23 protein-coding genes are annotated in these 22,692 nt (G+C 63.8%); 13 read left to right on the top strand and 10 right to left on the bottom strand.

Annotated elements, in window-relative coordinates; translation table 11 throughout:
- The first annotated feature begins 6 nt into the window (after nt 1-6).
- The gene (locus M511_RS15000; protein ID WP_085502628.1) at nt 7-1,011 is read left to right on the top strand and encodes an NAD(P)/FAD-dependent oxidoreductase; all 1,005 of its coding nucleotides are present in this window, start codon (nt 7-9) and stop codon (nt 1,009-1,011) included.
- On the opposite strand, the gene M511_RS14995 is transcribed toward M511_RS15000, so the two are convergent.
- A complete protein-coding gene (locus tag M511_RS14995) occupies nt 995-1,504 on the bottom strand; it encodes an NnrU family protein (protein ID WP_085502627.1) in 510 nt (169 codons plus the stop codon). The genes M511_RS15000 and M511_RS14995 overlap by 17 nt on opposite strands.
- A gap of 89 nt (nt 1,505-1,593) precedes the next feature.
- Between M511_RS14995 and M511_RS14990 the strand changes: the two genes are divergently transcribed.
- Nucleotides 1,594-2,157, top strand: coding sequence for a DUF4202 domain-containing protein (locus M511_RS14990; RefSeq protein ID WP_010397182.1), 564 nt, complete (start codon nt 1,594-1,596; stop codon nt 2,155-2,157).
- A complete protein-coding gene (locus M511_RS14985) occupies nt 2,150-2,842 on the top strand; it encodes a sirohydrochlorin chelatase (RefSeq protein WP_085502626.1) in 693 nt (230 codons plus the stop codon). Before M511_RS14990 ends, M511_RS14985 begins: the two co-directional genes overlap by 8 nt.
- Before the next feature lie 43 nt (nt 2,843-2,885).
- On the opposite strand, the gene M511_RS14980 is transcribed toward M511_RS14985, so the two are convergent.
- From M511_RS14980 to M511_RS14960, 5 genes are all read right to left on the bottom strand, one after another.
- Nucleotides 2,886-5,978, bottom strand: a complete 3,093-nt coding sequence (locus M511_RS14980; protein WP_085502625.1) for a valine--tRNA ligase — start codon at nt 5,976-5,978, stop codon at nt 2,886-2,888.
- Nucleotides 5,979-6,039: 61 nt separating this feature from the next.
- Nucleotides 6,040-6,711, bottom strand: a complete 672-nt coding sequence (locus tag M511_RS14975) for a glutathione S-transferase family protein (protein ID WP_085502624.1) — start codon at nt 6,709-6,711, stop codon at nt 6,040-6,042.
- Nucleotides 6,712-6,733: 22 nt separating this feature from the next.
- Complete coding sequence (locus M511_RS14970; RefSeq protein WP_010397192.1) at nt 6,734-7,369, bottom strand: YceI family protein; 636 nt, start codon at nt 7,367-7,369, stop codon at nt 6,734-6,736.
- Nucleotides 7,366-8,154, bottom strand: coding sequence for a VOC family protein (locus M511_RS14965; protein ID WP_010397193.1), 789 nt, complete (start codon nt 8,152-8,154; stop codon nt 7,366-7,368). Before M511_RS14965 ends, M511_RS14970 begins: the two co-directional genes overlap by 4 nt.
- An 11-nt stretch (nt 8,155-8,165) precedes the next feature.
- Complete coding sequence (locus M511_RS14960; protein WP_085502623.1) at nt 8,166-8,522, bottom strand: DUF1428 domain-containing protein; 357 nt, start codon at nt 8,520-8,522, stop codon at nt 8,166-8,168.
- 88 nt (nt 8,523-8,610) lie between these two features.
- On the opposite strand from M511_RS14960, the gene M511_RS14955 reads away from it, so the two are divergent.
- A complete protein-coding gene (locus M511_RS14955; RefSeq protein WP_085502622.1) occupies nt 8,611-9,324 on the top strand; it encodes a winged helix-turn-helix transcriptional regulator in 714 nt (237 codons plus the stop codon).
- Here M511_RS14955 and M511_RS14950 read toward each other — a convergent pair.
- Nucleotides 9,258-9,740 carry a peroxiredoxin gene (locus tag M511_RS14950; RefSeq protein WP_139824606.1) on the bottom strand — a complete coding sequence of 161 codons (483 nt, stop codon included), beginning with the start codon at nt 9,738-9,740 and terminating at the stop codon, nt 9,258-9,260. The two genes, M511_RS14955 and M511_RS14950, sit on opposite strands and share 67 nt — an antisense overlap.
- A 79-nt stretch (nt 9,741-9,819) precedes the next feature.
- Between M511_RS14950 and M511_RS14945 the strand changes: the two genes are divergently transcribed.
- Nucleotides 9,820-11,031 (top strand): NAD(P)/FAD-dependent oxidoreductase, encoded by a 1,212-nt coding sequence (locus M511_RS14945; RefSeq protein WP_085502620.1) that lies wholly within the window; start codon nt 9,820-9,822, stop codon nt 11,029-11,031.
- The gene (gene rsmD / locus M511_RS14940) at nt 11,028-11,624 is read left to right on the top strand and encodes a 16S rRNA (guanine(966)-N(2))-methyltransferase RsmD (protein WP_085502619.1); all 597 of its coding nucleotides are present in this window, start codon (nt 11,028-11,030) and stop codon (nt 11,622-11,624) included. Before M511_RS14945 ends, rsmD begins: the two co-directional genes overlap by 4 nt.
- On the opposite strand, the gene M511_RS14935 is transcribed toward rsmD, so the two are convergent.
- On the bottom strand, nt 11,591-12,022 hold the full coding sequence (locus M511_RS14935; protein ID WP_010397203.1) for an Lrp/AsnC family transcriptional regulator: 432 nt from the start codon (nt 12,020-12,022) through the stop codon (nt 11,591-11,593). The genes rsmD and M511_RS14935 overlap by 34 nt on opposite strands.
- A gap of 137 nt (nt 12,023-12,159) precedes the next feature.
- Between M511_RS14935 and M511_RS14930 the strand changes: the two genes are divergently transcribed.
- Nucleotides 12,160-13,317, top strand: a complete 1,158-nt coding sequence (locus M511_RS14930) for a type III PLP-dependent enzyme (RefSeq protein ID WP_085502618.1) — start codon at nt 12,160-12,162, stop codon at nt 13,315-13,317.
- Nucleotides 13,318-13,358: 41 nt separating this feature from the next.
- Nucleotides 13,359-14,564, top strand: a complete 1,206-nt coding sequence (locus M511_RS14925; protein ID WP_085502617.1) for a DUF2235 domain-containing protein — start codon at nt 13,359-13,361, stop codon at nt 14,562-14,564.
- Between the two features lie 8 nt (nt 14,565-14,572).
- Here M511_RS14925 and metF read toward each other — a convergent pair whose 3' ends face one another.
- Nucleotides 14,573-15,436 carry a methylenetetrahydrofolate reductase [NAD(P)H] gene (gene metF, locus M511_RS14920; RefSeq protein WP_010397211.1) on the bottom strand — a complete coding sequence of 288 codons (864 nt, stop codon included), beginning with the start codon at nt 15,434-15,436 and terminating at the stop codon, nt 14,573-14,575.
- 91 nt (nt 15,437-15,527) lie between these two features.
- Between metF and M511_RS14915 the strand changes: the two genes are divergently transcribed.
- From M511_RS14915 to M511_RS14895, 5 genes are all read left to right on the top strand, one after another.
- On the top strand, nt 15,528-16,445 hold the full coding sequence (locus M511_RS14915) for a LysR family transcriptional regulator (RefSeq protein ID WP_085502616.1): 918 nt from the start codon (nt 15,528-15,530) through the stop codon (nt 16,443-16,445).
- Between the two features lie 473 nt (nt 16,446-16,918).
- Nucleotides 16,919-18,013: an ABC transporter permease gene (locus tag M511_RS14910; RefSeq protein WP_085502615.1), complete on the top strand. Its 1,095-nt coding sequence runs from the start codon at nt 16,919-16,921 to the stop codon at nt 18,011-18,013.
- Nucleotides 18,010-18,786, top strand: coding sequence for an ABC transporter ATP-binding protein (locus M511_RS14905; protein WP_010397218.1), 777 nt, complete (start codon nt 18,010-18,012; stop codon nt 18,784-18,786). Before M511_RS14910 ends, M511_RS14905 begins: the two co-directional genes overlap by 4 nt.
- Nucleotides 18,787-18,790: 4 nt before the next feature.
- Nucleotides 18,791-20,092, top strand: a complete 1,302-nt coding sequence (locus M511_RS14900; RefSeq protein WP_085502614.1) for an MlaD family protein — start codon at nt 18,791-18,793, stop codon at nt 20,090-20,092.
- Between the two features lie 8 nt (nt 20,093-20,100).
- Entirely contained in the window at nt 20,101-20,730 is a 630-nt protein-coding gene (locus M511_RS14895; protein ID WP_010397224.1) for an ABC-type transport auxiliary lipoprotein family protein, read from the top strand.
- A gap of 18 nt (nt 20,731-20,748) precedes the next feature.
- Here the strand turns inward: M511_RS14895 and uvrC are convergent, their stop codons facing one another.
- Complete coding sequence (gene uvrC, locus M511_RS14890) at nt 20,749-22,620, bottom strand: excinuclease ABC subunit UvrC (RefSeq protein ID WP_010397227.1); 1,872 nt, start codon at nt 22,618-22,620, stop codon at nt 20,749-20,751.
- Nucleotides 22,621-22,692 lie beyond the last annotated feature (72 nt).

The raw sequence follows: 22,692 nt of genomic DNA, 5'->3' as shown, positions 1-22,692 counted from the left end.
GGCGGAATGGCAAGCGAAATCACAGTGGCGGGCGCAGGTGTCTTTGGCCTTGCCTGCGCATGGGAGCTGCTGCGGCGCGGCATACGGGTGCGCGTCTTTGAGGCGGCGCGGATCGGGGCAGGTGCCTCGGGCGGGCATGTCGGCGCGCTTGCCCCCCACGCGCCCGAGAACTGGAACGCCAAAAAGCAGGTCCAGCTGGAGGCTCTGATCGCTGCCGAAGGGTGGTGGACCGAGGTTGCCGCGGCGGGCGGGGTCGATCCTGGTTACGCCCGCACCGGTCGTATCCAGCCCGTGCCCGAGGGGTCCGAGGCGCGGATGGCCGAACGGGTCGAGGCAGCCCGCGCCAACTGGCCAGAATGGGCGGGAATGGAGATGACTGACGCGCCACAGGCGCCGTTGGTGCCCCTGTCGCCTTCGGGCCTGTGGTTGGTGGACCGACTGACCGCGCGGGTCAGTCCACGCCGTGCAGGTGCCGCGCTTGCCGCCGCGATCATCGCCCGGGGCGGAGAGCTCATCGAGGGGCAGGCCGCGCCCGACGCCCCCGCGATCTGGGCGACCGGAGTGGCCGGTCTTGCGCCCTTTGGCGGCGGCGGGGTCAAGGGCCAGTCGGCGCTTCTGGCGCTGGATATGGCCGATGCCCCGCAGGTCTTTGCCGATGGGGTCCATATCGTGCCCCATGCGGACGGGACCGTGGCCATTGGCTCGACCTCGGAACGCGATGTCATGGACACCGGCACCGACGCCCAGCTTGAGGTGCTGATAGACAAGGCCCGCGCCCTGTGTCCGGCGCTGGGGGATGCACCGGTCGTTGATCGCTGGGCCGGCATCCGCCCGCGCGCGCGGTCCCGCGCGCCCATCGTCGGGCCATGGCCGGGGCGGCCGGGCCATTACGTCGCCAACGGTGGTTTCAAAATCGGCCTTGCCATGGCCCCGGCCTGCGCAGGAATGCTGGCTGATCTGATCCTTGAGGGGCGTGATCGCATCCCCGAGGGCTTCAGGGTGCCGGGCTGACCCCGATTACCATGGGATGCAGGTGGAACAGCCCTGCCCAGATCAGAACGGCCAGCGCAAGGCGCGGCCAGGTCAGCCGCAGGGCCCATCCGCGTCGCAGGCTGATCGCCAGCCCGAACAGGGCATAGGCTAGCAGCAGCCCGAACAGGATCACATGCGCCAGATCGCCGTTGGCGATCAAATGCGCTGCGCCCCACAGGGTAAAGCCCGCCATCAACCCCGCCATGCCGCCGGTCAGCGCTGCCAGCACCGCTATGGGCATGGCGATATTGGCAAGCCAGCGCATCCACGGCTCTTGCGGCCAGATCTCGACAAAGGGGGCGCGGGCGGCGGCAAGGATCAGCCAGTACATCAGCGCAAGCGACAACAGGCTGTAACCGATGACATAGCCCCGCCGCCCCAGCGTACGGATCAGCGGCTCGCGGAATCGGGCCGGGATCACATGCGAGCCCAGAAAAGCCGCCAGCGCCAATGCAAATTCGCCCCATTCCATGCCGCCAGCCTAGCCTTGCGCCCCTGTGACGGCAATCCGCGTTGACGCCGCGCCCTGCTGCGGCATGATGACGCGAAAAAGGGGACCCCATGACACGCCTTCAGACCGCTTTTGACGCCATCGACAAGGCTAATTCCGCCGACCCGCATCTGGACGCCGAAGGGCGGCCCGAGGCGCTTCTTTACGGCCAGCGCATGACGGCCGAGCAAGAGACGCTGTACCCTGATGCCTCTGAGCCCTTGCGCATCGCCTGTCGCGGCCAGCATGTCGAGCGGTTCCTTTTGCCGCGCGATGCCTATCCCATGGACCGGGCGGGCTATCTGGCATGGCGGACCGAGCAGGGTCGCCGCCATGCCGCCCGTATCGCCGGGATCATGCGCGAGGCTGGCTATGACGGGGATGACATCGCAGCAGCCGAACGGATGCTGACCAAACAGGGCATCAAGCGCGACCCCGAGGTGCAGGCGCTTGAGGATGTGGCCTGCTTTACCTTTATCCGCTGGTATATGGGCCCCTTTGCCGAGGGGCGCGACCCTGAGGAATTGCAGCGCATCGTTGAAAAGACCGCACGCAAGATGTCCACCATGGCCCGCGCCCGGGCGCTTGGGGAGTTCGCGATCCCCGAGCCTTTCGCCGCCGCCTTTCGTGCGTAAGGCGCTGATCGTCGCCCATGGTCAGCCGGGCGATCCGGTCCCGCAGCAAAATGCGGTCGAGGCGCTGGCGGCCCGGGTCGCCGCGCTTTTGCCTCAGGCGCAGGTGCGGGGCGCGACGCTTGCCATGCCCGGCGCGCTGGATATCGCTGATGATAAGACGCTGATCTATCCGCTGTTCATGGCCACGGGATGGTTTACCCGCAGCGAGCTGCCCCGCCGCCTGACGCTTTCCGGTGCGGCGCGGGCACGCGTCCTGCCACCCTTTGGCAGCGATCCGGGATTGCCGGGCCTGTGCCTTGCCCTGATCTCCGAGGCGGCGGCAGGGCAGAGGTGGTCTATGGCGCAGACGCATCTTTTGATCGCTGCACATGGCTCGGGGCGTTCGCGTGCCCCTGCCGAGACCGCGCAGCAGATGGCCAAGACGCTTGCCCCCCATCTTGCCGCTGTCTCGTGCGGTTTTATCGAAGAGGAGCCGCGCCTTGCCGATGCCGCGCGCGGTTTGCCGGCGCAGTCGATCTGCCTGCCGCTTTTTGCCACCGGGGCCGATCACGTCACTGACGACTTGCCCACGGCGCTGGCCGGGGCCGGGTTTCGCGGCCTGACCCTGCCGCCCGTCGGGCTGGCGCCCGAAGTGCCCAGGATGATCGCAAATAGCATCAGGGCCGCCCTGTCCGAACGGCCCTGAGATAAGTGTATTGCGGTGCGGTGTCCCGCGGGAAGCGCAGGGATTACATCGAGGCGAGCTGCGCCAGCGCCCCGCGGATGCGGGTCAGGTCGTCTTCGAGCGCGGCGAGTTTTTCGCGCGTCTCTTCGATGACCTCGGGTTCGGCATGTTCGACGAATTTGGGGTTCGCCAGCCGACCACGCAGGCCCTGCGCATCCTTTTCCGTCTTGGCGGCGGCCTTTTCCAGCCGCGCGGTCTCGGTCTTGACGTCGATCATCTCGCCCACCGGCAGGGCAAAGCTTGCCCCCAGTGCCGCGACCGAGATCATGCCGGGGCCGACTGCACCCTCTTTCGGTGCGCCGACCCGGGCCAGACGCTCGATCAGCGGGCCGTTGGCGGCAAGGGCGGCGCGGGCGGCGTCATCGGCCTCGGTCACGATCAGCTCGGGACGGGCACCTGCCGGCACGCCGATCTGGGCACGGGCCGAGCGGATGTTTTCGATCAGCTGGATCACCCAGTTCATCTGACGGTCAGCCTCGGCGTCGATCAGCTCGGCACCATATTCCGGCCAGTCACCATGGATGAGCATGCCTGCCCGGTCGCCGGTCAGCGACCAAAGCTCTTCGGTGACAAAGGGCATGATCGGATGCAAAAGCGTATAGCACTGATCCAGAACCCAGCCCATGGTGGCGCGGGTTTCATCGCCGAACTCGCCATCGAACAGCGGCTTCGAGAATTCGACATACCAGTCGCAGACCTTGCCCCAGACAAAGGCGTAAAGCCCGGTCGCGGCATCGTTAAAGCGGAAACTCGCCAGCGCCTCGTCGGTCGCCTGACGGATGCGTGCGACCTCGCCGATGATCCAGCGGTTCACGACATGGCGCGGTTGCGGCAGGGCAACACCCCCGCGCACGCCGTTCATTTCGGCAAAGCGGGTCGCGTTCCACAGCTTGGTGACAAAGTTGCGGTTTACCTCGACATGTTTCGGCCCCAGCTTAGGGTCGCGGCCCATCGCGGCCATGCTGGTCAGGGTAAAGCGCAGCGCGTCCGCACCATATTCGTCGATCAGCACCAGAGGGTCGATGACGTTGCCTTTCGACTTCGACATCTTGGCGCCTTTTTCGTCGCGCACCAGTCCGTGAACATAGACGGTGTGGAAGGGCACCTGACCAACCACGGCCAGTTGCATCATCATCATCCGGGCCACCCAGAAGAAGATGATGTCGAAACCCGTCACCAGAACGTCTGTCGGGAAATACCTGCGCAGCTCGGCCGTGTCCTCGGGCCAGCCAAGTGTCCCGATCGGCCATAGCCCGGACGAGAACCAGGTGTCGAGCACATCGGGGTCGCGCCAGACCGGATAAACCAGTCTGGTCGGGTCCTGCGACAGGTTGTAATCGGCAAGCCCCTGGGCAAAGGCGTCGATGGCGGCCGCGCGGTCGGCAACCTCGATCACCCGGGCGGTTTCCAGCGGAACCGGCAGCGCGGCGATGGAATCGCGGAACTTCTCGGCCACCTCGGCGAAATTCGATGCGGCATGGTGGACCTCGTCGCGGTGGACAAGGCCTTCTTCCAGCAGGGCAAAGATCTCGACCTCGTCAAGCGCGCCGTCATGATCGTCATCGACCTGACCTTCAAGCCGCAGGTCGAGGCCGTACCAGACCGGGATCTGGTGACCCCACCACAGCTGGCGGGAAATGGTCCATGGCTCGATGTTTTCAAGCCAGTGGAAATAGACCTTTTCGTGCTGTTCGGGCAGGATCCGGGTCTGACCCGAGCGGACTGCCTCGATGGCCGGGCCGACGATCTTGGCCGTATCCACGAACCACTGGTCGGTCAGCATCGGCTCGATCACCACGCCCGAGCGGTCGCCAAAGGGCTGCATGATCGGCTTGGATTCGACCAGGGGACGACGCTCAAGATGTTCAGCGCCGGTTTCCTTGTCGATTTCCTTATGCAGATAGGTGACGGCCAGCCCTTCGCTGGTGATTGCCTCGACCACGCGCGCCCGCGCCTCATAGCGGTCAAGGCCGCGCAGCTCTTCGGGCACCAGATTGACGTTTGAGACATCGCCCACATCCTCGCCCCGGGCCGCGCGGGTGGCGATCCCGGCGCTTTCCGCATAGCTCAGCCCGTCCGCGCGCATCCGCCCCTTGCCGTCCAGCAGCACATAAAGCGGGATGTTGTTGCGCAGGGCGACGCCATAGTCGTTAAAGTCATGCGCGCCGGTGATCTTGACCGCGCCTGACCCGAAATCGGGGTCGGGATATTCGTCGGTGATGATCGGGATCAGACGGCGGTACTCCTTGGGTCCGACCGGGATTTCGCACAGCTTGCCGACGATCGGGGCATAGCGGGGATCATCGGGATGAACCGCGACTGCGCCGTCGCCCAGCATGGTTTCGGGGCGGGTGGTGGCGATGCTGATATAGTCGCGCGTCTCGCGCAGGGTGACGTTCCCGTCCTCGTCACGCTCGACATATTCATAGGTCTCGCCGCCGGCGAGCGGGTATTTAAAATGCCACATATGGCCGGGAATCTCGCGGTTCTCAACCTCAAGATCGCTGATCGCGGTCTCAAAATGGGGGTCCCAGTTGACCAGCCGCTTGCCGCGGTAGATCAGCCCCTTGTCATACATCTCGACAAAGACCTTGATGACGGCGTCGTGGAAGTTGCCTTCTTCGCCCGCTGGCGCGCCGGGGGCGCCGGACATGGTAAAGGCGTTGCGCGACCAGTCGCACGAGGCGCCAAGCCGCTTGAGCTGTTCGATGATCGTGTCGCCTGATTCCTGTTTCCAGGCCCAGACCTTTTGCAAAAAGGCCTCGCGCCCGATGTCGCGGCGGTTTGGCTCCTGCCGTTCGGCCATCTGGCGTTCGACGACCATCTGGGTGGCGATGCCGGCATGGTCCTGACCGGGCTGCCACAGCGTGTCAAAGCCCCGCATCCGGTGCCAGCGCACCAGAATGTCTTGCAGCGTATTGTTCAGGGCGTGGCCGATATGCAGGCTGCCGGTTACGTTCGGGGGTGGGATTACCACCGAGAAGCTGTCCGCCCCCGGTTTTGCATTGGCGCCTGCGGCAAAGGCGTTTCTTGCCGCCCATTCCCGCGCAATCCGGGCCTCGGCGGTTTGCGCGTCGAAGTTCTTGTCCATGGCCATGGTGTTTCACCCCTTGAATCGCGTTGGGGATAGCGAAGCGCGGGCAAAAGGCCAAGAGGCGCTAGGCCAGGAACTGCGCTGCAATCCCCTGCCGGAAGGGAAAATATTGAAACCAGGGCCGCGCGCCCTCGATCACACGCCCGGCCGAAGGGCGCCGGGTCAGCCGCGTGAAATACTCCGACAGTGCCGGATGGGCATAAAAGGGGTGAATCGCCCCGGCATAGAACAGTGCAGGCATGGCCGCGCAATCTGCCAAAGAGAACGCGCCTGCGATCCAGCTGTCGTTGTCGCAGGCAGCCAGATGCCGCTCGGCTGCGATATAGGCGCGGTCCAGCTTTTCTTTTTGCTCGGCCACCGTCTGCGGGTCGCGGCGCGACTCGGGTCGCAGGGCGTCGCGGACGATTTCCTGCACAGGCGATTCCATGTGCATGTCAAAAAAGCGGTCCCATAGCCGCACCTGAAGTGCGGCCTTGGGGTCGGCGGGGATCAGGCGATGGGGCCCCGGGTGATGCAGGTCCAGATATTCGATGATGATCGAGCTTTCCGGCAGCACCGTATCGCCATCCTCAAGAACCGGAAACAGCCGCATTGGCCACAGCCGTTCCAGCAATGCCGCATCGTCCGGCTGCGCCAGATCCACAAGGCGCGGCGTAAAGGCGGTCCCCGCCTCGTAATGCGCGATGAGCGGTTTCCAGCAATAAGAAGCCAGCGGGTGATAATACAGCGTCAGCATGGTTTGGCCTGCTTTCCGGGCGTCATTCCTGCCGGGCGAACTCGGCATCGACCTCAATGGTGATCGGATCGGTAAAGAACGGACTCATGCCATAGGCCTGCGGGTCGATCTGCGTTTCGGCATGAACTCCGATCAGGTCGCGGATGATCGGGTTGCCAGCCTCATCCCCGGTAAAGCCTTTGCCCGCACCGATCAGGGTCACGTCAAAGGTGGCGGGCAGGGTCTTGCCCAGCAATGTCAGCTGTCCCTGGACCTTGCCCGCTGTCAGGCTGTCGGCAGTGAAACCGTCGGCCGCAAAGCGTGCTGTCGGGTTCTTTGCGCTGTCGAGATAGTCGGGGCCGGTCAGGATTTCGGCAAACCCCTCGACCGGGGTTGAAAGTGAGGCGATCTCGACCTCGGCTTCAAGCCGGTTTTGCGCCGGATCGTCGGGATTCCACTCCAGCTGACCCGAGACCGAGCCAAAGCGGAAAACGCTTACTGAAAAGCCCATATGCGGCACGCGGGTCTGGACGGCGGTATGCGCCGGGTCCAGCCGGTAGGTCCCGGCGCTGGCGGCGTGATAGTCCTGCTGGCCGCGCGGGATGCTGTCGGGTGTCACCTCCTGGGCGGCGGCAGGCCCCGCCCAGAGAGCGATTGCGATCAAAGAGGCACGGATCATGATGCAACCTCCTTGGGACCGACCAGCGCGAAATACACACCTTGCGGGTCGCGGGCGACGGCGATGAAGGCCGGGCCGGGCACCTCGATCGGACCATGCACCACCTCGCCGCCGCCGTCGCGGATGCGATCCAGAGCGGCTGCGACGCCGTTCACGCCGAAATAGGGCAGCCAGCAGGGCACGGGCGAATTTCCCAGACCCATCATGCCGCCGATCTCGGCCCCCTGCCACGAAAACAGTTGGTAGGTCCCCATCTCTCCCATGTCCATGGCGGTGGATTTCGTCCAGCCAAACAGCTCGGAATAGAAGCCGAACCCGGCCACGGGATCGGTGGACATCAGCTCGACCCAGTTGCCATGGGCCTCTTTACGCTGGTTCCATGCCCCGTCCTCGACCGGGGGCTGGGGGTCCATCGGCAGTGGCTGCAGGATACCAAAGACCGCGCCCTGAGGATCCGCGACGACCGCAAAGCGCCCCGTGTGGGGAATATCTTCGGGTTCGCGAAGGGCCGAGCCCCCAAGGTTCCTGATCTTGGCGACGGCTGCATCGGCGTCATCGACGTCGAAATAGATCATCCAGGACAGAGGGACGTCGGCGCAATCCTCCGGCGTCTCCATCAGTCCGGCAACCATGTCGCCGCCATGGCTGGCAAGGTGATAGGTAAAGCCCTCCATCCCGGCGTCGGCAGTGGTCCAGCCAAGGATCTTGCCATAAAAGGCCCCGGCCTCGGCAAGCGCGCCTTTCGCGGTCGAAAGCTCGAACCAGCAGGGTTTTCCGTGATACATGGCGGTTCCCTTCAGGCTTTCACATCGACGATGGGTTCGAACCCGCCCCACATCATCCGCATGCCGTCAAAAGGCATTTCTGGCGGTTTTTGCATCTCGGGGTCGGACATCATCTTTTCATAGCTCGCATCGGCAGTCGCCTTGTCGGGCCATTCGATCCAGGAAAACACGACGGTTTCGTCATCCTTTGCCTGGGTGGACATGTAGAAATCATTGACCTTGCCGCGGGGGACGTCGACGCCCCAGCATTCGACCATGCGCACGGCGCCGTAGCGTTTGAACATGGGCCAGGCTGCCTGAGCCATGTCGATGTATTTCTGCTTGTTGGCCGTCGGAACCGCCAGCAGGAAGCCAGAGTAATAGGTCATCTCTTTTCCTCCTCACCGGGCGCTGAATGCGCCAATGAGTCGCAGGTTGGCACTTGAAGTATTAAAAAGCAACTGTTAATATCAAAACATGACTGAAACTGGCAAAACTCTGCGTTTACGCTATGAAGAAGGGTGCCTTGGCGCCCATGCGCTGAATTTCATCGGCGACCGCTGGGCGCTTTTGGTGGTGCGTGAGCTGATGTTTCAGCCCAAGCGCTTTCAGATGCTGCGCGCCGGGCTGCCGGGTGTGACGGCAAGCGTGCTGACCCAGCGCCTGACCCAGTTGGTGCAGGCGGGGGTGGTGGCGCATGATGATGTGCTGGGGGTTTATGCGCTGACCGATGCAGGTCGGGCACTGCATCCGGTGCTGCGCGAGCTTTGCCGCTGGGCGTTGCGGATGCCGGGGCATGACCCGGCCAAGTTCATCAGCATCTCGGCGCTGATGATTTCGATCTCGGCCACGGTGGATCGGGCGCGTGCTGCCGGATTACCTCTGCGTGCGGGGTTTGTTTCAGGCAAAGAGGGATTTGAGGTCACGCTGTCCGCGGCCGGCATACCGCAGGTCCGCGCCATGCGTGAGCCGGTGGCCGATTTCGTCATGGAGGGGTCGGGCAATGCACTGGCCGCGGCGATATATGGGCCGGGGCCGATGGCGCTGGCCGCCGCAGGTCTGGTGGGGTTGCGCGGCGATCACGCCGCCGCGCAGGGGTTCACGTCGCTTTTCAGCCTGAAGCCTCAGATCAGCGACAGCAGCGAATCGCCCGACGAGATCGTGCAGGCGCTGGGGGCCTCTTCGACCTGAAGCTCTTCGACCGAGCCGTCGTTGACCAGCATGGCATAGCGTTTGGAGCGGCCATTGACCCAGCCCGGCGCCTCGATGTTCATGCCAAGCGCCTTGGTAAAGCTGCCGTCGCCATCGGCCAGAACCTCGATACCGGCATCGGTTGCACCGGTGTCAGCCGCCCATTTCCCGGCGACAAAGGGATCGTTCACCGTGATGCAGATCACGCGCGAGACGCCTTTCTCGCGGAACTTGTCGGCGTTTTTCACAAAGCTTGGCATATGGGCGTTGGTGCAGGTCGGGGTATAGGCGCCCGGCACGGCAAAGATGGCCACATGGCCCCTGGCCAGATCGGCAACCGCCACTTCCTCGGGGCCATTGGCGCCCAGTTTCAGCAGTTTGCCTTCGGGCAGCTTGTCGCCTTTTGCGATGGACATGCGCGGTTCCTCCGTCAATTGCATCGATCCGAGGGCGACTATAGGCTCTGCGCCGCAGGCAAACCAGCGAGGGCGAAGAATGAACATCGTGATCCTTGGCGCGGGACAGGCGGCGGCCTCTCTGGCGGCGAAACTGCGTGCGCTGGGGCATCAGGGCGGCATTGCCATTATCGGCGACGAGCCAGCGCCGCCTTATCAGCGCCCGCCCCTGTCCAAGGCCTATCTGTTGGGTGATATGGGGCTGGATCGCCTGACGCTGCGCGCCCCCGAATGGTGGGAGGAACAGCGCATCACCCTGCATCTGGGGGAAAAGGCGCTGCGCATCGACCGCGACCGCCGCGTCGTGGTGACTGATCGGGGCGAACACCCCTATGACCAGCTTGCCCTGACGCTGGGCGCAACGCCCCGCCGCCTGCCCGAGGCGATGGGCGGCGCGCTGCCCGGTGTTCATGTGGTGCGCAGCCTGGCTGATATCGCCGGGCTGAAGCCGGGGCTGGTTGCCGGGCGTCGCCTTGTGGTGATTGGCGGCGGCTATATCGGCCTTGAGGCGGCGGCTGTCGCCCGCAAGCTGGGGCTTGAGGTCACTTTGGTCGAGGCCGCGCCGCGCATCCTTGGCCGCGTCGCCGCGCCCGAAACGGCGGCGATGATCCGGGACCTGCACACAGCCCATGGGGTTCAGGTGCTGGAAGGTACTGGCATTACCCGCATCACCGGCCAGACCGCCGCCGATGGGGTCGAACTGGCCGATGGCCGCCATTTGCCTGCTGATCTGGTGATCTGCGGTATTGGCATCTGGCCCGAGACCGCTTTGGCCGGGGCGGCGGGACTGACCCTCAATAATGGCATTGCCACTGATGGGCAGGGGCGTACCTCGGACCCGGCAATCTGGGCGGCGGGCGATTGTGCCAGCTTTCCTGCACCCGATACCTGCCCGGGCGGTGGCCAGCTGCGGTTGGAAAGCGTCGGCAATGCCATCGACATGGCCGAGGCAGTGGCCGCAAACATGCTGGGGGCAGGTGCGGACTACGTGCCAAAGCCGTGGTTCTGGTCGGATCAGTTTGACGCCAAGCTGCAGATCGCTGGGCTGAATCTTGGTTATGACCGGGTGGTGACGCGCACGGCCGAACCGGGTGGCTCGGTCTGGTATTTCCGGGACGGGCGGCTGATCGCGGTGGATGCGCTGAACGATGCACGCGCCTATATGATCGGCAAGCGGCTGATCGAGGCCGGCCGCTCTCCCACACCCGAGGCAGTGGCCGAGGCGGGCGATCTGAAGGCGCTGATGGCATGAGGATCGTTGGCGGCTCTTTGCGCGGGTTGAAGCTGGCCGAGGTCGGGGCCGGCGACCCTGCTGCACATCTGCGCCCGACGACCGACCGCGTGCGCGAATCTATCTTTAACCTGCTGATCAACGGCACCCATGGGAATCCGATTCCCGGTGCGCGGGCGCTGGACCTGTTTGCCGGGACCGGGGCTCTGGGGCTTGAGGCGCTGTCGCGGGGCGCGGCACGCGTCGCCTTTGTCGATGACGGCGTGGCGGCACGGGCACTGTTACGTGCCAATATCGAAAAGGCCCGCGCAATGGGTGTCACAGATGTCTGGCGGCGCGACGCAACCCGGCTGGGGCAGAATCGCGCGGCGCCTTATGATCTGGTGTTCCTCGACCCGCCCTATGGCATGGGCCTTGGCGAACGTGCCCTACAATCTGCGATTGAGGGGGGCTGGCTCGCCCCCGGTGCCATGGTGGTGTGGGAAGAAGCGCGTCCCCCTGCCCCCGTGGCCGGGCTTGAGCTGATCGACCAGCGCAAATATGGCGACACAATTGTCACATTGTTGCGTAATGGGCACGATCAGGTGGCCCGATCCAGCTTGGTGGACAAGTGAATCAGGCTCTCGCTGGAGCGAACACCAGTCAAACCGCCGATCTGATCCAGCACATCGTCAAGCTGGCTGGTCGATACGGCAGCCAATTGCAGCAAAAGATCGACACGGCCGCTGGTGGTATGGATGCGTTCCACCTCGGGCAGGCTACGCAGCCGGGCAAGAATCGCCGCCTGCGCGCGTGGTTCGATCGTCAGAAGGCAGGTCGCGCGAATGCGGTGCTCGCGGGCAGTATCGCCCAGCCGCAAGGTGTAACCTGCAATGGCACCCGATGTTTCCAGTCGTTCCAGCCGTGCCTGCACGGTCGAGCGTGCCACTTTGAGCCGCCGTGCAAGAACCGCCACGGACATCCGCGCGTCCTGCGCGAGATGGGCCAGAATGCCGCGATCCAGTTCGTCCATCGTTCACCTGTCGATCTGCCAAAATTTTCGTCATAGTAACGAAGCAGCAGCCCTTTTCCACCCTTTTCATTGCTTCAATCGGAACTCATAGGGCGCAGACTTGTTTCCACCCACACGCGCACAGGAAGGACATGCCGATGGGACTGACCGAGGGCCGTGGCCCCAAGACTGTCTGGAACAATCCCGCCGAGATTATCCGCAGGCTGGCGCCGGAAAATCCGGTGATGGTCTTTGCACCGTCGGTCTTGCGCGCGACGGCGCAACGGTTCCTGCAGGGTTTTCCGGGTCTGGTCACCTATGCGGTGAAGTCGAACCCGGATGAGGCGGTGATCCGCACCCTTTCGGCCGCCGGCGTGAAAGGCTTTGACGTCGCCTCTCCGTATGAGATCGACCTGATCGGCCGGCTCGCCCCCGATGCGGCGCGGCACTATCACAACCCCGTCCGCTCGCAGGCCGAGATTGCCCATGCGGTTGACGCCGGGATTACCTCCTGGTCGGTGGACAGCCGCTCGGAACTGGACAAGCTGTTTGCCCGTGTCCCGGCTGATAATTGTGAGATCTCGGCCCGGTTCAAACTGCCCGTGCTGGGCGCGGCCTATGACTTTGGCTCGAAATTCGGTGCCTCGCCCGAGCTGGCGGCCGAGCTTTTGCGCGCGGTGGCGGATCGGGGCTATATCCCCTCGCTGACCTTCCATCCGGGTACGCAATGTGTCGATCCGCATGCCTGGGAAAGCTACATCACCACCGCGGCCGAGATCTGCGATATGGCCGGCGTCAAGGCGCGGAGGCTGAATGTCGGCGGCGGTTTCCCCTCGCATCGCGTCACAGGGGTTGAGCCTGACCTCTCGTCCATCTTCCAGCTGATCAGCCGCATCACCAAAGAGGCCTTTGGCGCCGAGGCCCCGCAACTGGTCTGTGAGCCGGGGCGAGGGCTGTGCGCCGACGCCTTTTCGCTGATCACCCGGGTCAAAGCGGTCCGCGACGGCCAGAGCATTTTCCTGAACGACGGCGTTTATGGTGGGCTTTTCGAGCTGCCTATCGTCGGAAACCTTGACCGTTTGCAGGTGCTGACCCCCGAGGGCACCCCGCGCGAGGGCGAGCCGCTGCCGCGCGTCATCTTTGGCCCGACCTGCGATTCGGTCGACCGGCTGCCAGGCGAACTGACCTTGCCTGCCAATATTCAGGAAGGCGATTACATCATCTTTCACGGTGCGGGCGCTTATTCGACGGTGACCAACACCCGTTTCAACGGCTTTGGGCTGATGGCACACCTGACCGTGAACGCTCTTGAGTAGGGATTAATCGACGCTTTGTTTTTCCGTGCTAGCGTAACCGCATGGAATCACTGCCTCCGCCGAAATGCCAGGTCGTCATGATCGACGGCACCTTTGCCTCTCTGACCCAGGGGCAAAGGTCGTCGATCGCGCGGATCTATGCCATGCTGTCTGGGGAACGCGGCAGACTGCCCGCGCCGGTCCAGATCCATTATGCCCCCGGCCAGCAGTGGGAAGCGTGGCGTACCCTGCCAAAGCTCGCCATGGGTTCGACGCTGGAACGCCAGATCTGCGACGCCTACGGCTGGCTTGCGCGCCGGTGGCGTCCGGGGAATCCGCTGTTCTTTTTTGGCTATTCACGCGGCGCTTTTGCAGTCCGCTCATTGGCCGGGATGATCGGGCGCGTCGGGCTGCTGACCCATGACCGGGCTACACGTCCCAATATCCAGAAAGCGTGGGAGCTTTATCGCAACGGACGGGATGGTGTGGTTGAGCGATTGGATCCCGCACTGTGCCATCCTTCGGTGCCGATCCGCATGATCGGGGTCTTTGACACGGTGACGGCGCTGGGGATCCGGCTGCCCATCCTGTGGATGCTGACCGATCCGCGCTTTCGCTTTCACGACGCACATCTGGGGGCTGAGGTCGAACATGGTCTGCAGGCGCTGGCGCTGGACGAGACGCGGGCGACCTTTCAGCCGCTGCTGTGGGACAGCAGCTCAGCGCCGGGCCGGGTTGAGCAGATGTGGTTCCGCGGCTGTCACCCCGATGTCGGCGGCCAGCTTTCGGGGCTGGAATACGCCCGGCCGCTGGCGAATATCCCGCTGGTCTGGATGATGACGCGGGCCGAAGAGCTGGGCCTGCCGCTGCCGCAGGGCTGGCGCGCGCATTTCCCCTGCGACCCGACCGCGCCCTCGGTCGGGTCGTGGCGCAGCTGGGGCAAGGCTTTTCTTGCCCGTGCGCCGCGTTTGGCCGGGGCCGATCCTTCTGAGATGCTGCACGATTCGGTGCCGCGCCCCTATACGGGCCCGGCACTTCTGACGGGTGATCTGGCGGATGCTGCGCCGCCGCGCCCGCGCCGCCGGTTGCGCCAGGGACCCCCGGCACCCAAGCGCTCCGCCGTCGATGAAATGGCAGAGGATCAGCCCGTCGGGCGCCGCGCAACGGTCGTAAAACCCAAGGAGGACGGGCTGGCCCCGGCCTATGAGGGGGCGGGACAGGGCGCGAGCCGTCGCGGAAAGGGCAGCCGGTTCAGGCGGAGGTCCTGAAGTGCGGTTCAGGCGACCTGCGGGACCTCGTCCTTGGGTTTGATCCCCAGCGCGGCACAGACCTTCAGCACCAGTTCAGGCTTGTTCAGCGTGTAGAAATGCAGCCGATCGACGCCGCCTTCGACCAGTCGCTCACACAGCTTGACGCAAAGATCCAGTGCCAGCGCGGCCTCACCCTCTTTCCCGGAGGCGGCAAAGGCCTCCTCGGCCCATTGCGGGACCGAAGTGCCGCAACGCTCGGCAAAGCGGCGGGTGCCCGACCAGCTTTGGATCGGCAGGATGCCCGGGATGATCGGAGCCTCGATTCCCGCTGAAACGCAGGCATCGCGAAAGCGGAAGAAGGTGTCTGCCTCAAAAAAGAACTGCGTCATGGCACTTGAGGCGCCTGCCTCAACCTTGCGTTTCAGCCAGGCGACATCGGCGGCGGTGTCGGGGCTTTCCGGATGCGGCTCGGGATAGGCGCCGCAGCGGATGGTCATGTCACCGCGTTCGGCGATGGCTGAGATCAGTTCGACCGAATTGGCAAACCCCTCGGCGTGGGGGATGAAACGGGCCTGCCCTTGCGGTGCATCCCCACGCAGGGCGACGATCTCATGCACGCCTGCCACCGCGTAATCCTGAACGATCTGCATCGTTTCCTCGCGCGTGGCATCGACGCAGGTCAGATGCGCGGCGACGTTCAGCTTGTAATGGCTGGCCAGCGCCGTCACCGCTTCATGGGTCAGCTGTCGGGTGGTGCCGCCCGCACCATAGGTGACCGAGACGAAATCCGGGCCCAGCGGCGCCAAAGCGCGCGCGGTCTCCCACAGGCGGAAGGACTGGTCGAGGTTCCGCGGTGGGTAGAATTCGAAGCTGACGGCCGGAGTGGTCATGGCAATGTTCCTCTTGTCGAGGGGCTTGTGACATGCGCCGGGACGTGAGACAAATTCATAATCTTCAAGATCGTCATGAGTTTTGATCAAGATGCACCTTGAGCTTCGCCATCTGCGCAGCCTGCGCGCCATTCACGAACAGGGCGGGCTTGCCCGTGCGGCCGAGGTGCTGAACCTGACGCAATCGGCCCTGTCGCACCAGATCAAGGCGTTGGAAGAGCAGGCGGGAATTGAGCTTTTTCTACGCCGTACCAAACCCTTGCGGTTATCGGCGGCGGGGATGCGGCTTTTGCGCACGGCTGAACAGGTGCTGCCGCTGATCGAGGCCGCCGAGGCCGAATTCCGCGCCGTAGAGATGGGCCGCGCCGGGCGGCTGCATGTGGCGATGGAGTGTCACCATTGCTTTGACTGGCTGCTGCCAGTGCTGGACCAGTTCCGCCGCAGTTGGCCCGAGGTCGATCTGGACATCCGTTCAAGCCTCGCGCTCAAGGCGCTGCCGGCGCTTGAGCGCGGTCAGGTCGACATGGTGATTTCGTCTGACCCCGAAGAAATCGCGGGAATCACCTTTCAGCCGCTTTTTGACTATGCGCCGACCATGGTGGTGCCGGCAGCGCATCCTCTGGTCGCCAAAGGTTATGCTGAACCTGCCGATCTGGCTGGCGAGACGCTGATCACCTATCCGATGGATCGGCCGCGTCTTGATGTGTTCTCGCAATTTCTTGACCCGGCAGGGGTTGAGCCGGCGCGGGTCCGGCAGGTTGAGCAGACGGCGATTGCGCTGATGCTGATCGCATCGGGGCGGGGGGTTGCTGTGATGCCCGACTGGGTTTTGCGCGCGCAGGCCGGAAATCCCGAACTGGCGCTGTTGCCGCTGGGGCCGCAGGGCATGTTCCGCCGCCTTTACGCCGCGCTGCGCAGCGAGGATCTGCAACAGCCCTATATGGTCCATGTCCTGCGTCTGGCCCGGACCGAACCGGTCAGGATGATGCGGGCGCTGGCGCAAGGCTGATCCGGGGCCGCCTGCCCCGATACACCACCTGCCCCGTTCCAATGGGACCGCGTGGTCCTGCCGAAGATGGATGAGTAGACGCGGCAGAAAAACGGACGCGGCGGGCCTAGGCCCGCCCCGCCGATATGAGAATCTCGGGACCATCGCTACAAAAAAACTCGTCAAAACCGAGTCCCGAGATACTCTCTGCCGGGGTCAGAAAAGGCCTGATCCCGCAGGCTGCCATTCAACTGGCACGCGTGTATTAAACCATAGCGTGCATTATGGTCAATATGAACAAGTGTAAAATACAACCAATCTGAGGAACGCTGCTGCGGAACGCGGTTTGATCAAGCAAATGCGGGCTTTCGGCCGCTTGCGCTTTTACGGGGCTGACCTAATGGCCACGCTGGCGTGGGAAATCGGGTGACGTATTTGACAAATCCCCGCAATCTTTGGATGAATCCCTTTTGCCCCTTGTGATCAGGACCTTCATGGCCAGCCATCCACCCGATCCCAGGCTTGTCGCTACCGTTGCTGATGACGCGCTCCGTCTGGAGGGTGAGCTGACGGTCTGGACCCTTGGCCAGCTTCCACCCGAGGTGGAAAAGGCGCAGCGGCTGGATCTTTCGGGGCTAAGCCGTATCGACACTGCCGCCGCGTGGTATCTGACAGGGCGCAAGCGTGAGGGCGTACAGCTTGACGGCCTGACAGAGGCCCAGGCCCGCCTGCTGGAAACCGTTCGGCAGGCGTGGCCCCAGCCCGAGACGGAACCCGCGCGCCCGTCCGGCTGGCACCAGTTGCTTGAACGGACGGGCAGGCGCGTTGCCGCCTTTATGGTCTATATGCGCGAGATTGCAGAATATCTTGGCCGGTTTCTGGCAGCCCTGGCGCGCGGCATTCGCCATCCGGGCGATTTCAGGCTGACCTCGCTTGTCTGGCACTGTCAGGAAACGGGACTGCGCGCGGTGCCCATCGTGGCGCTGATGTCCTTTCTGATCGGGGTGGTTCTGGCTTTTCAGGGGGCGGTACAGCTCAGGCAGCTCGGAGCCGAGATCTTTGTCATCGACCTGATCGCCATTTCAATCCTGCGCGAACTGGGGATTCTGCTTACCGCGATTATCGTCGCGGGGCGGACGGCCTCGGCTTTGACGGCCTCGATCGGCTCGATGAAGATGAACGAGGAAATCGACGCCATGCGCACGCTGGGGCTTAACCCCGACATGGTATTGATCCTGCCAAGAGTGCTGGCGCTGGTCATCACCCTGCCGATTCTGGGGCTGATCTCTAACATCTCGGGCCTGATTGGCGGGGCGCTGATGTCGTGGATCGAACTTGGCATCTCTCCGTCTACCTTCCGCTATCGGCTGCTTGCCGAAACGAGTGTCGATCACGTCATCGTCGGGATCAGCAAGGCCCCGATCTTTGCGCTGATCATCGGGGTCATCGGCTGCCATGCCGGGATGAGGGTCGGCAAAGATGCTGAATCCCTTGGGGCCGAGACCTCCCGCGCTGTGGTCAACGCGATTTTTGCGGTGATCGTGGCGGATGCGCTGTTCTCGATCTTCTTTGCTGAGGTGGGGTTGTGAGTGAAAATATCATCGAGGTCAGGGGCTTGCGTACCCAGTTTGGCCGCCATGTCGTGCATGACGGGCTGGACCTCGACCTGCGCCGGGGCGAGATTCTGGGCGTGGTCGGCGGCTCGGGTACCGGGAAATCAGTGCTATTGCGTACCATTGTCGGGCTGAACCAGCCGCGTGCCGGAACAGTGCGGGTCTTTGGTCAGGACGTTGGCGCACTGGCGGGCCCCGCGCGCGAGGCGCTTGAACGGCGCTGGGGCGTGATGTTTCAGGGCGGCGCGCTGTTTTCTTCACTGACCGTGCGCGAAAATGTCGAGGTGCCGCTGAACGCCGTCCCGGACCTTGCGCCCGAGGTGCGGCAGGGGTTGGCCGAACTCAAGGTCTCGATGGCCGGGCTGCCGTGGAACGCCAATGACAAATACCCCTCGGACCTTTCTGGCGGCATGAAAAAGCGCGCAGGTCTTGCCCGTGCCCTGGCGCTTGACCCCGAGATCCTGTTTCTGGACGAACCTACCGCCGGACTGGACCCGATCGGGGCCGATGCCTTTGACCGGCTGATCGTTGAGCTGCGCGATGCGCTGAATCTGTCGGTTTTTCTGGTGACCCATGATCTAGATACGCTGCACGCCTGTTGCGACCGCATCGCGGTTCTGGCTGAAAAAAAGGTGCTGGTCAGCGGCACCATGGCCGAGATGCTGCAGGTCGATCATCCTTGGGTACATGAATATTTCCACGGTCCGCGGGCACGCGCCGCCATGACCACTGGCCGCGCAAAGGAGTAAGCCTATGGAAACCAAGGCAAATTACGCCCTGATCGGCGCATTTACCATCGCGGGTTTTCTTGGCCTGCTGCTGTTTCTGATGTGGTTTGCCAAGCTGCAGCTGGACCGGCAGTTTGCTTATTACGACATCTATTTCCCCGAGGTTTCGGGGCTGAGCGCCTCGTCTGCGGTGCTTTTCGCCGGGCTGTCGGCGGGCCGGGTCGTGGATATGCAACTGGCGCAGAACGTCAACGGTGCTGTGCGCGTCCGCATCGAGGTGGCCGAGGACACGCCGATCCGTACTGATTCCCGGGCTATGGTCGAAATTCAGGGCGTTACCGGGGTCGCAAATGTCGCGATCACTCCGGGCCGCCCCGATGCGCCGCTGCTGCGCGATATCCAGCCCGATTCGATCCCGGTCATCGCTGCCAACCGCTCGGCCTTGCAGACCTTGTCTGAACAGGGTCCCGAGATGCTGTCGCGGCTGAACACCGTGGCCGAACAGCTGACCCAATTGCTGGGGGATGAGAATCAGACCCGGGTGCGCAATATCCTCGACAATGTCGAACGCTCCAGCGCCAATCTGGACAAGGCGCTGGCGGATGTGACCAAGGCCACCGATTCCATCGCCTCGGCTGCGGCGGATATCTCGGCCTTTGGTGAGCGGCTGGATGGGCTGAGCATGGCGGCCGAGACGACGCTTGGCAATGCCGACACAGCGCTGGCCCAGTTCGGCGAAAGTGCGGCCAAGGCCGATCAGGCGCTGGATTCGGGCACCGCCGCACTTGATGAGATCCGCGGTTATGTCGCGGGGGATCTGCGAAATCTGACCCAGCGGCTGGACGAAACCGCCGCCACCTTGCAGGCCGATCTGTCCCGGCTTGGCGCGCGGGCGAGTGAAAGCCTCGACAGTCTTGATGTGGCGCTTGAGGTCGGGCAGCGCACGCTTGCATCGGCCGAGCGGGCCTTTGACAGCGCCGACCGGGTGATGAACAGCAATGTCGAACCGGTGGTTGCGGATCTGCGCGTGACCTTGGGCAAGGCGAACGAAGCGATAGATCATGTGATCGCCGACCTGCCCGAGATCACTGGCCGGCTGCGCGACGCCGCCGACAGCGCCGATGCGGCCTTTGCCAGCCTGCGCGGGATGCTGGACAGCGCCCGTGGGCCGGTGCAGGCTTTCACCCGCGAGGGGCTGCCGCAGTTCACCCGCATGGCCAGCGAATTGCGCGATCTGGTCGGCAATGTGAACGCGCTGGTATCGACGCTGCGGCGTAACCCGTCGCAAATCCTTTCAGGGCCGCGCACGCCCGAGTTCCGCCGTTGAAGGAGTCCATGATGCGTATCGTTGCCGCCCTTCTTGTGATGACCCTGACCTTGCCGGGCTGCGCCGCCCTGCGCGCGCTTGAGGGAGAGCCCGACCGCGATGTGTTCGAGCTGCGTCCGCCGTCGGATGCGCCGCGCGTCTGCGGCCGGGGCCGGATAGCCGAGCTGGTGATCGAGGCGCCCAAGGCCCGCGCCACGCTGGACACAGAGCGCATCATGATCCGCCCGAATGAGTTGCAGACCCAGTATCTGCCCGATGCGCGCTGGGGCGATACTGTTCCGGCGACCCTGCAAACCCTGCTAGTGCGTGGCTTTGGCGTCTATGACGCATTTTCCCATGTCGGGCGCGCGCCGCTGGGTACGGCAGGCGATTACGCCCTGATCAGCGAGATCAACGATTTCAACGCCGAGGTCTCGGGCAAGGGCGCGGTCGTCAAACTGTCGGTCGATGCCCAGATGGTGCGCGAAATGGATGCAACCGTCGTCTCGCGCGGGCGCTTTACCGCGACCGCTCAGGCCGGGACGACAAAAACTTCGGATCTGATCCCCGCCTTTGATGCGGCGGGTCAGCAGTTGGTGACGCAGATGACCGATTGGGGGATGCGCGCAGTCGGCGTGAACCCTGCCCGTTGTCGCTGAGGGCGCGACAGGCAGGTTTCAGCCGTTGTGAAAGTGATCGACGATCTTCTGGGCCATCGATTCGCTGATCCCCTCGACCGCAACCAGATCGGCCAAACCGGCCCGGCTGACTGCCTTGGCGCTGCCGAAATGTTGCAGCAGCGCGCGTTTGCGTGCCGCGCCGATGCCGGGGATATCATCCAGAGGGTTGGCCAACGCGGCTTTGCTGCGCCTGGCGCGATGGGTGCCGATGGCCCAGCGGTGCGCCTCGTCCCGCAGGCGCTGGATGAAATACAGAACCGGGTCGTTCATCCGCAGTGCAAAGGCCGGCTTGCCGGGGCGGTGAAACTCTTCTTTGCCATGGTCACGGTCCTCGCCCTTGGCGACGCCGATCATGGGAATATCCTCGACCCCCATCTCGACCATGATCTCATGCACGGCCGAGACCTGCCCTGCGCCGCCGTCGATCAGCAGCAGGTCGGGCCAGGCGTCGGTCTGGCGGTCCGGGTCCTCTTTCAGCAGACGTGAAAAGCGGCGGGTCAACACCTCTTTCATCATGCCGAAATCGTCGCCCGGAGTGATCTCGGTGCCCTTGATATTGAACTTGCGATACTGGCTTTTGATCCAGCCCTCGGGACCGGCGACGATCATGCCACCTACAGCATTTGTGCCCTGAATGTGGCTGTTGTCATAGACCTCGATGCGTTGGGGCACGGCGGGCAGGTCAAAAGCCTCGGCCAGCCCTTCAAGCAGCCGCTGCTGGGCGGCGCTTTCCGACATGCGGCGGGCAAGGCTTTCGCGGGCGTTGCGCAGAGCGTTTTCGACCAGTTCGGCCTTTTCACCGCGCTGGGGTACACCAAGGGTAACCTTGCGCCCGGCTTTTTCCGACAGCGCCTCGGTCATCAGGTCGGGGTCCTCGATCCCATGGGACAAAAGGATCAGCCGAGGCGGGACCTTGCCGTCATAGAATTGGACCAGAAACGCCTGCATGACCTCATCTGCCGATTCGACCCCGTTCAGCCGGGGATAGAAATCGCGGTTGCCCCAGCTTTGATTGCCGCGGATGAAAAACACCTGCATGCAGGCCTGACCGCCCTCCATATGCAGGGCGATCACATCCGCTTCGGGCACGCCGCGCGGGTTGATTGCCTGGACGGATTGCACGGCGGTCAGCGCCTTGATGCGGTCGCGCAACGCGGCGGCGCGTTCATATTCCATCGCCTCGCTCGCATCGGCCATCTCGCGGGCAAGCTGGGCCTGAATCGCGGTGGATTTACCCTGAAGAAAGCGTTCGGCGTCGGCCACAAGGGCGTTGTATTCCTCAAGCCCGATCCGGCCGACGCATGGCGCGCTGCAGCGCTTGATCTGATACAGCAGGCAGGGCCGCGTCCGGCTGGAAAAAGTCGCATCGGTGCAGCTGCGCAGCAAGAATACCCGCTGCAACTGGTTCAGCGTCCGGTTTACCGCCCCGGCGCTGGCAAAGGGGCCGTAATAATCGCCCTTTTCCGCCTTGGCACCGCGATGCTTCTTGATCTGGGCAAAGGGGTGGGACTTGGCAACCAGAATGTTTGGAAAGCTTTTGTCGTCGCGCAGCAGTACGTTGTAGCGCGGCTTGAGCTGCTTGATGAGGTTCTGTTCCAGCAACAGCGCCTCGGTTTCGGTGCGCGTGGTCAGGAACATCATCGAAGCGGTTTCGCGGATCATCCGCGCGATGCGCGCCGAATGCCCCGTACCGCGCGCATAGTTCGAAACCCGGGCCCGCAGGCTCCGCGCCTTGCCGACGTAAAGCACCGCCCCTTGCGCATCCAGCATCCGATAGACGCCGGGCGAACTGTCGAGCGTCTTCAGATAGTCCTGGATCAGCGCATGGCCAGTCTTTCCGGGGCGCTTTTCTGGGGCGGAATCGGTCATGGCACCAACCAAATGATTCTTTCGTGCGGCTGCAAGTTCGCGGCCAGAATTTCAAGCTGAAACCTTTCCACG

Origin of the sequence: Paracoccus sp. J56 (assembly GCF_019633685.1) — a bacterium.
Lineage (GTDB): Bacteria > Pseudomonadota > Alphaproteobacteria > Rhodobacterales > Rhodobacteraceae > Paracoccus > Paracoccus kondratievae.
The sequence above is the reverse complement of the archived record's forward strand: the minus strand, read 5'-3'. Positions and strand labels throughout refer to the sequence as shown.